Origin of the sequence: Nocardiopsis sp. NPDC058789, assembly GCF_042745575.1 — a bacterium.
GTDB classification, from domain to species: Bacteria; Actinomycetota; Actinomycetes; order Streptosporangiales; family Streptosporangiaceae; genus Nocardiopsis; species Nocardiopsis eucommiae.
Map to the genome: position 1 here is coordinate 1 of NZ_JBHYOW010000032.1, position 8,381 is coordinate 8,381.

Genomic DNA, 8,381 nt, shown 5'->3' on the forward strand with positions numbered 1-8,381 from the left:
GCGAGCGGGGGGTCGCTGATTTGCTGGTGAGCTACCTCTACGCCCACATTCCCCCGACCACCCGGGGGGGGGGGGGGGGGGCGCCCCCCCCCCCCCCCCCCGACTCCCTAGCCGAGCACCGCCTCGGCGGCCGGGTCGACAGCCCCGAGGTCGAGCCGCTCCCAGCCGCCCGTGTCCCGTCGCAGCTGGCGGTCGTGGGTCGCCAGGACGACCGCCGCACCGGACGCGCCGAGCCCCTCGGTGAGCTCGTCGACCAGCGGGATCGACAGGTGGTTGGTCGGCTCGTCCAGCAGCAGCACGTGCGGCCGCGCCGCCAGGGCCAGCGCCAGGTCGAGCCTGCGCTGCTGTCCGGTCGACAGCTCACGCACCGGACGGCCCGCGTCGGCGGACGACAGCAGCCCCAGGGAACCCAGCGAGACCGTCTCCCCCTCGTCGAGGACGCCCTCGCTGACGAGCCGGCCCTGGTGCGCGGCGAACACGTCCCGGGCCCGCCGTGCCCCCGCCCCGGGCGACTCCTGCTCCAGGAGCCGCACCCGCGCCGTGCGCGCGGTGCGCACGAGCCCGGCGGTCGGTTCGGTGCTTCCCGCCAGCAGCGACAGCAGGGTCGACTTGCCCGCGCCGTTGGGCCCGGTGACGACCAGCTTCGATCCCGACTCCAGGGCGAGTGTGACCGGCCGGTCCAGCCTCCCCTCCACACGGACCCCCTCGGCCCGCAGCAGGGTCACGCCCGGCCGTTCGGGCAGGTCCGGGAAGCGGAACCGCATCGGTGGCGGCGGCATGGTGACCGCGTGCGCCTCCAGGTCGTCCCGGCGCCGGTGGACGGAGCGGACCAGGGCGGGCGCCCGGGTGGCCCGCTGGTGTTTGCCCGTGCCCTTCTCCGGCCGCCATCCGCTGACCAGCCGGTTCCGGGCCTCGGACAGGTCCTGGGTGAGCCGGGCGTGCTCAGCCCGCTGCTGTTCGTACTCCTGCTCCCAGCGTTCCCGTTCCGCGCGCCGACCCTCCTGGTAACCGGCGAACCCCCCGCCGAAGACACGGGGCCCGCCGTCCCGGCTCGGGTCGAGGTCGAGCACGGTCGTGGCCACATCCGACAGCAGGGCGCGGTCGTGGCTCACCAGCACGACACCACCCGGATGCCCGCGCAGCCGGTCGGTGAGGAACGCGAGCCCGGCGGCGTCCAGGTGGTTGGTGGGCTCGTCCAGGAGAAGGAAGTCCCGGGCGGCGCCGAGCAGGCAGGCGAGCCGGACCCGGTAGCGCTGCCCGACGGAGAGCGCCGCCAGGGGCCGGGACCGGTCGGTGACCGCGCCGAGGTGCTCCAGGGCGAGGTCCACGCGGCGGTCGGCGTCCCAGGCGTCCAGGACCTCGGCGGCCTCCAGCGCCTGGGTGTAGCGTTCGGCGGCCCGGTGGTCGCCGCTGGTCAGCCCCGTGGCACTGGCGTCGAGCGCGGCCAGGGCGGCACGGGCGTCGGCCAGTTCGACGTCGACCAGGTCACCGACGGTACGGCCGTCGGTGACGGTCATCTCCTGTTCGGCCACGCCGAACGTGCCGAGGCGCCGCACCAGGCCGGAGTCGACCTCCAGCGCCCCGGTCAGCACGTGCAGCAGAGTGGACTTGCCGCGGCCGTTCTCCCCCACCACCCCCCACCGGGAGCGGGGTGTGACGGTCATGTCGACGCCGGACAGGACGGGGCGGCCGCCACGGGCGACGTGGACACCGGACGCGGTGAGTTGGGCCCGCGCTCCGGCGGGGAGGCCGGAACGGGTGTTGAGTGCGGTCAAGGTTCCTCCGAACCGAGCTCGGCCCGGCCGGAACACGAACACGGTTCAACGGCGGGGCGCGTGTGAGCTCTTCGAGCAGACGGGGTGACCCGGGAAGGGGTCAGGACACACGTCGTGCGCCCGCGGCCACACTGTGGCGGCGGGAGCCTCGGTTCGGCCTACAGGAAGTAGAGGTACTGCACGGGTCCAGGCTAACAACGGGGCGCGGGGGCGGTCCAGGCGATAACGACGAGGCGTCGGCCACCGGAGGGTTCCGGTGGCCGACGCCTCGTGTGCGACCGGCAGGCCCCGTGCGCGAGGCCGGTGCGGCTACTTCTTCTTCTGCTCCGGGAGCACCGTGCGGATGTGCACGTCGCGCAGCTGCTGCTCGGAGACGACCGCCGGAGCGCCCATCATGAGGTCCTGGGCGTTCTGGTTCAGCGGGAAGGCGATGGTCTCGCGGATGTTGGGCTCGTCGGCGAGGAGCATGACGATCCGGTCGATACCGGGGGCGATACCGCCGTGCGGCGGAGCGCCGAACTTCAGCGCCTTGAGCATGCCGCCGAACTCGGCCTCGACCGCGTCCCTGTCGTAGCCCGCGATGTCGAAGGCCTTGTACATGATCTCGGGCGAGTGGTTCCGGATCGCGCCGGAGGACAGCTCCACGCCGTTGCAGACGATGTCGTACTGCCAGGCGAGGATGTCCAGCGGGTCCTTGTTCTCCAGCGCGTCCATCCCGCCCTGGGGCATGGAGAACGGGTTGTGGCTGAACTCGATGTGGCCGTCGTCGGAGCGCTCGAACATCGGGAAGTCGACGATCCAGCAGAAGCGGTAGACCTTCTCCTCCGCGAGGTCGGCGCGGCGGCCGGCCTCGACGCGGACGGGGGCCATGATCCGGTTGATCTCGTCCTCGTCCTCACTGGCGCAGAAGAAGAGGCCGTGGCCGGGACCGGCGCCCAGGGTCTGGAGCAGTTCGTCGGAGATCTCGGTGACGAACTTGGCGATGGGGCCCGTGAGCTCACCGTTCTCCCCGACCTTCAGCCAGGCCAGGCCCTTGGCGCCCTGCTCGACGGCGTAGTCACCGATCCCGTCGAAGAACTTGCGGGGCTTGTCCCCGACCTTCGGGACGGCCAGGGCCCGGACCTTCTTGCCCGCGAAGGCGCGGAAGTCGGTCCGGCCGAACAGCTCGGTGACATCGAGCATCTTCATGGGCACGCGCAGGTCGGGCTTGTCGGTGCCGTACCACTCCAGCGCGTCGCGGTAGGCGATGCGCGGGTAGGGCGAGGTGATCTCCCAGTCGGTGGAGAACTCCCGGAAGACGTCGGTCATGACCTTCTCGATGACCTCGAAGACGTCCTCCTGCTCGACGAAGCTCATCTCGACGTCGAGCTGGTAGAACTCGCCGGGCGAGCGGTCGGCGCGGCTGTCCTCGTCGCGGAAGCAGGGCGCGATCTGGAAGTAGCGGTCGAACCCGGCGATCATCAGCAGCTGCTTGAACTGCTGGGGCGCCTGCGGGAGGGCGAAGAACTCCCCCGGGTGCAGGCGGGAGGGCACCAGGAAGTCGCGGGCCCCCTCGGGGCTGGAGCTCGTGAGGATGGGGGTCTGGAACTCGTTGAAGCCCAGTTCCGTCATCTTCTGGCGGATGTAGGCCACCACCTGCGAGCGCAGCATGACGTTGCGGTGCATGCGCTCGCGGCGCAGGTCGAGGAAGCGGTAGGTGAGACGGCGCTCCTCGGACGTGTTGTCCTCGGGGAAGACCGTCAGCGGCAGCTCCTCGGTGGTGCCGAGGACCTCCACCTCCGACGCCTCGATCTCGATCGCGCCGGTGGGCAGGTTGGGGTTGACGTTCTCCGCGCTGCGCGCCGCCACCACGCCCGTGACCTGGATCACCGACTCCTTGGAGATGCGGCTGAGCTCCTCGAACACCGGGGACTCGGGGCGGGCCATGAGCTGCGTGACACCGTAGTGGTCGCGCAGGTCGACGAAGAGCAGACCACCGAGATCCCGGCGGTTGTGCACCCAGCCAGAGAGGCGCACCTGCTGCCCGACGTGCTCCTCACGGAGCTGACCACACGAATGAGTCCTGTAACGATGCATGAGTTACCAAGTCCACTAACTACGCGGCTGAGCGAGGATGCCGGTGAGCCCGAGACCGGGTCCGGCGGGGGCGGGGCGTCGCCCCTTGAACAACTGGAATCCTACCGCCAACGGCACCGGCCGGTCCCCTGGATCACGACGGCGGGCGACGGTCAGCTCGCGACCCCGCGCAGGTACGGGTTGGTGGCGCGCTCGCGCTCGACCGTGGTCGCGGGCCCGTGGCCGGGCAGGATCTGGGTGTCGTCACCCCGTCCCAGGACGGTGCGGGCGAGGCTGGCGTTCATCGCGTCGCCGTCGCCGCCGGGGAAGTCGGTGCGTCCGATCGATCCCGCGAAGACCAGGTCCCCGGCGAACATCACCGGCACTCCGTCACCGGTGCGCGTGAGGTAGACGACCGAACCCGGGGTGTGGCCGGGGGTGTGTTCGACTGTGAACTCCATCCCTCCCAGGGTGAGGATCTGGCCGTCCGTCACCTCGACCAGCTGGTCGGGTTCGGGGTAGGGGCCGGGGCCCAGGAGCATCCGCAGCTGGGCGGCGAAACCGGCGTCGACTCCGGCGGCCGGTTCGGTGAGCAGGCCCCGGTCGGAGCCGTGCAGGTGGACCGGGATCCCGTGCTCGTCCTGGAGTTCGGCGGCCGACCAGACGTGGTCGAAGTGGCCGTGGGTGAGCAGGATCGCGGCCGGGGTGAGGTCGTGTTCGGCCAGGGCCTTGGCGACCTGGGGAGTGGCTCCCTGACCAGGGTCGACGATGACGCAGGCGCCTCCGGGGGCGGGAGCCAGCACGTAGCAGTTCGCGGAGAGGGGCCCGGTGGGAAGCGCGGCGATGAGCACGGCGGTGATCGTCCTGTCCTGGTGGCTTCTGCTGTCCGGGAACCCCCCGACCTCGGCCGGAGCTCGGGTCCCCCAGCCGCAGAGCCTACCGAGCCGCGTCTGGGCGGGCCAACCGGCGGGTTCTCCGGGCTGGCGTTTGATCACCATTCGATCACCGCGCGCGGCCGGGCTCTTTGCCTGGGCGCGCGGTAGTGCCATATTGGTCAGCGTCGTCGTGTTGATCGAGGCCCTCGACCTGCGCCTCCCCTTCCGAGGCGGGTGACCGGCCCGGCCGACGGCATGGCAGCGGGACCAGAACCCCCGGGCTGCGTTGATGTGAGACACGGCGCGTCGTTGTCCGCCGAAACGTATGGATATCGTGCTGGTGCACGGTGGTTCCCATCACGAACAGGCGCGGTACCGCCGCGACGACCCGAACCCGACCCCGACCGGCCGGGTTCATGACAGCAGGAGGACACGGTGACCACGGACCCTTGGGGCCGCGTAGACGATGACGGCACGGTCTACGTGCGCACAGGTGAAGGCGAACGGGTCGTCGGATCGTGGCAGGCGGGCGCCCCGGAGGAGGCCCTGGCCTTCTTCCGGCGCAAGTACGACTCTCTGGTCACCGAGGTGGAGCTGCTGGAGAAGCGCCTCCGCAGCACCGACCTGTCCGCCTCCGCCGCGATGACCACCATCGAGAAGCTGCGTTCGACCATCACGGACGCGAACGCGGTCGGTGACCTGGAGTCGCTCATCGCACGCCTGGACGCCCTGACCGGCCGCGCGGAGGAGCGCAAGGTCGAGCAGAAGCAGGCGCAGGAGGAGGCCCGGGGCCAGGCCCGCGAGGTCAAGGAGCGGATCGTCGCGGAGGCCGAGCGGGTCGCCGCCGAGACCACGCACTGGAAGTCCGGTGGCGAGCGGATGCTCCAGCTCATCGAGGAGTGGAAGAAGGCCCCCCGGGCCGACCGCCCCACCGAGCAGGCGCTGTGGAAGCGTATGTCCGCCGCCCGCAACTCCTTCTCCAAGCGGCGCAAGACCTACTTCGCCAACCTGGACCAGCAGCGGGAGGGGGTGCGCTCCGAGAAGGAGCGCATCGTCGCCGAGGCCGAGGCGTTGTCCCACTCCACCGACTGGGGGCCGACGGCGCGCGCCTACCGCGACCTGATGCAGCGGTGGAAGGCCACGGGCCGGGCGGACCGGGCCAGCGAGGACAAGCTGTGGACCCGCTTCAAGGCCGCGCAGGACACCTTCTTCGACGCCCGCAACGCGACCTTCGCCGAGCGTGACGCCGAGCTGCGGGTGAACGCGGAGGCCAAGGAGCGCATCCTGGCCGAGGCCCGGGCCGAGATCCCCGGCATCACCGACCCGCGCCGGGCCCGCGCCCGCCTGCGGGACTTCCAGGAGGCCTGGGAGGAGGCGGGCGACCTGCCGCGTGACGTGCGCGACCAGATGGAGGGCGCGTTCCGGCAGATCGAGGACGGCGTGCGCCGTGCCGAGGACGCCGAGTGGGAGCGTACGAACCCCGAGGCTCGTGCCCGTGCGAAGGACACCGTGGAGCAGCTGTCGACGGCGATCGCGGGCCTGGAGGCCAAGCTGGAGAAGGCCAGGGCCAACAACGACGCCCGGCGGATCAAGGAGCACGAGGCCGCGCTGGAGGCCCGTCGGTCCTGGTTGGCCGAGGCCGAGAAGGCGCTGGGCGAGCTGAGCTGACGCTCGGACCGTGAACTGGGCCGTACCCCGCGGGGGTGCGGCCCTTTCGTGCAACCGCGCCCGAATTTTCCCTCCACGTTCCGTGCCGTTTTGGACTTCCGCCACAGAAGTTGACCACAATGTGCGCATGACTCATCACTCAAAGAAGTCACACCAGCGTGACGAGGCACGATCCGGCTCCACCGGGAAGGGCGCTCTGTGCGCACTGGGCGCCGCGACGGTGGTCGCCCTCCCCCTCGTCTGGGGCACCGGTACGGCACTGGCCACCGATGCCGCCGAAGGGGCCCCGATCTCCCAGGAGGTCAGCGCGTTCACCGGCGAGGCCGAGGGGGTCGGCACGGAGCGGGCGGAGAGCGGGTTCCTCCCACCCGTGGAGACACCACCGGTCCGGGCCCAGGGCGTGCCCGGGACCCACGGTGGACACGGGTACGCGGATGCCCCGCCCGAGGGACCCAGGAACGGCGGGCCCTCAACGAGCGAGGGCTACGGCTACGCGACCCCCGAAGACACGGGGTACGGGTACGACGAGCCCGCGAAGGACGATGACCGACCCGCCAAGAGCGGAGACCACGGGCACGCCCCCTCCGACGAGACGGGGTACGGGCACGACGAGCCCGCGAAGGACGACGAACACGAGAAGCCCGCCAAGAGCGGAGACCACGGGTACGCGGCACCGGAGGCGAAGCCCGAACCGGGGTCCGGGCACGCACAGGAGGGTCAGGCACCGGGGTACGCGGAACCGGAGCCGGGCTACGCGACCCCGGGCCACCCGGAGCCGACGCCCGGGTACCCCAGCCCGTCGCCCACTCCGAGCCCGACGCCCTCGCCCTCGCCCAGCCCGAGCGAGTCACCGCGCCCGTCGCCCTCCCCCGGTGAGAGTCCCTCACCCACGCCCGGCCCGCCGGAGGGCTCGAACACTCCGCCGACCGCCCCGCCGACCCTGGCCGCCACCGGGGCCGGAGCGGTCGTCCCGGCGGTGGCGGGCCTGCTGAGCGCGGCCGTCGGTGGCGCCGCCCTGTTCGTCGGCAGGCGTCGCCGCACCGAACTGGACTGATCCGCACACACGGGAGCGGGGCCGGGGAGGATTCTCCCCGGCCCCGCTCCCGTGTGTTCCCGTCACCTGTGGGCATCCAGCTGGTAGACGGGTGCCCTCCCCGGGAAGGTCCGCAGGTTGGGCACCGAGCCCGGGCTGTGGTTGCTCGGGGGCTCGGGTTCGGGCCGGGGACCGCGCGTACCCCGGTAGCGCAGGTATCCGCCCACGGCGATCGCGACGGCGGCCACGGCGAGCAGTCCGGCCACCACCCACACCATCGGCAGGATCCGCTGGACCTGGTGGACGGTGGAGGCGCAGGAGGACAGCGAGGCGTCGGCCGCGGGGCGCAGGCAGACGGTGGAGACCGGTTGCTGGGCGCCCTCCGGCACCTCGGTGAGCTCACCGACCACGTTGAGGATCACCCGTTCCCCGGGCTCGAGGGGGCGCACCCACTCGGCCCGGCCCGCCTCCACTCCTTCGGGGGCTCCGGAGACGTAGCTCATCGAGGGAGGCAGGAACTGCACCACGCGTGCGTCCGGCAGCGCCTCGTCACCGGCGTTGCGGACCCGGATCGTGTACTCCACCCGGTCGCCCGGGCGCAGCCGTTCCTCCGACGCCCCCTGGACGGTGACGTGCAGGCTCCCGGCACCGGGCACCGGACCCTCGTCCGTCTGGACCGGTTGACCGGGCAGGGCGATCAACGCCGCCAGCCCCAACGCCGACACCGCAGCTGGCACGGCCATGGTGTTCCTCCTCCGCATGGCAGCACGAAAATGACTTTCTGCACATAATTATTAACACAGAGTAGCCAAACGGGGCGTAAGGCATGCGGATGGATCGATCCGGACGACACCGAGGGCGGGGGGGCCCAGGGCCCCCCCCCCCCGGACCCGGGCGGCGGCAAGACCCCCCCCAACCAAAGCCCGTGGGTGTTAAAAAAAAGACGCGGCCCGCCACAGAAAGAGTGTTTAAAAA

Annotated in this window: 6 protein-coding genes; 2 read left to right on the plus strand and 4 right to left on the minus strand. The window is 71.5% G+C overall.

Annotated features, from left to right (window positions below):
- Positions 1–107 precede the first annotated feature (107 nt).
- From ACFW3L_RS26075 to ACFW3L_RS26085, 3 genes are all read right to left on the minus strand, one after another.
- Positions 108–1,775, minus strand: a complete 1,668-nt coding sequence (locus ACFW3L_RS26075) for an ATP-binding cassette domain-containing protein (RefSeq protein WP_378748441.1) — start codon at positions 1,773–1,775, stop codon at positions 108–110.
- A gap of 309 nt (positions 1,776–2,084) precedes the next feature.
- Positions 2,085–3,851: an aspartate--tRNA ligase gene (gene aspS, locus ACFW3L_RS26080; RefSeq protein ID WP_378748445.1), complete on the minus strand. Its 1,767-nt coding sequence runs from the start codon at positions 3,849–3,851 to the stop codon at positions 2,085–2,087.
- A 152-nt stretch (positions 3,852–4,003) separates the two neighbouring features.
- Positions 4,004–4,681, minus strand: a complete 678-nt coding sequence (locus tag ACFW3L_RS26085; RefSeq protein ID WP_378748463.1) for an MBL fold metallo-hydrolase — start codon at positions 4,679–4,681, stop codon at positions 4,004–4,006.
- A gap of 459 nt (positions 4,682–5,140) precedes the next feature.
- Between ACFW3L_RS26085 and ACFW3L_RS26090 the strand changes: the two genes are divergently transcribed.
- Positions 5,141–6,373 carry a DUF349 domain-containing protein gene (locus ACFW3L_RS26090; RefSeq protein ID WP_378748452.1) on the plus strand — a complete coding sequence of 411 codons (1,233 nt, stop codon included), beginning with the start codon at positions 5,141–5,143 and terminating at the stop codon, positions 6,371–6,373.
- Positions 6,374–6,500: 127 nt separating this feature from the next.
- Positions 6,501–7,427 carry an LPXTG cell wall anchor domain-containing protein gene (locus ACFW3L_RS26095; RefSeq protein ID WP_378748456.1) on the plus strand — a complete coding sequence of 309 codons (927 nt, stop codon included), beginning with the start codon at positions 6,501–6,503 and terminating at the stop codon, positions 7,425–7,427.
- Between the two features lie 62 nt (positions 7,428–7,489).
- Here ACFW3L_RS26095 and ACFW3L_RS26100 read toward each other — a convergent pair whose 3' ends face one another.
- Positions 7,490–8,149: a hypothetical protein gene (locus ACFW3L_RS26100; protein WP_378748459.1), complete on the minus strand. Its 660-nt coding sequence runs from the start codon at positions 8,147–8,149 to the stop codon at positions 7,490–7,492.
- Between the last annotated feature and the right edge of the window lie 232 nt (positions 8,150–8,381).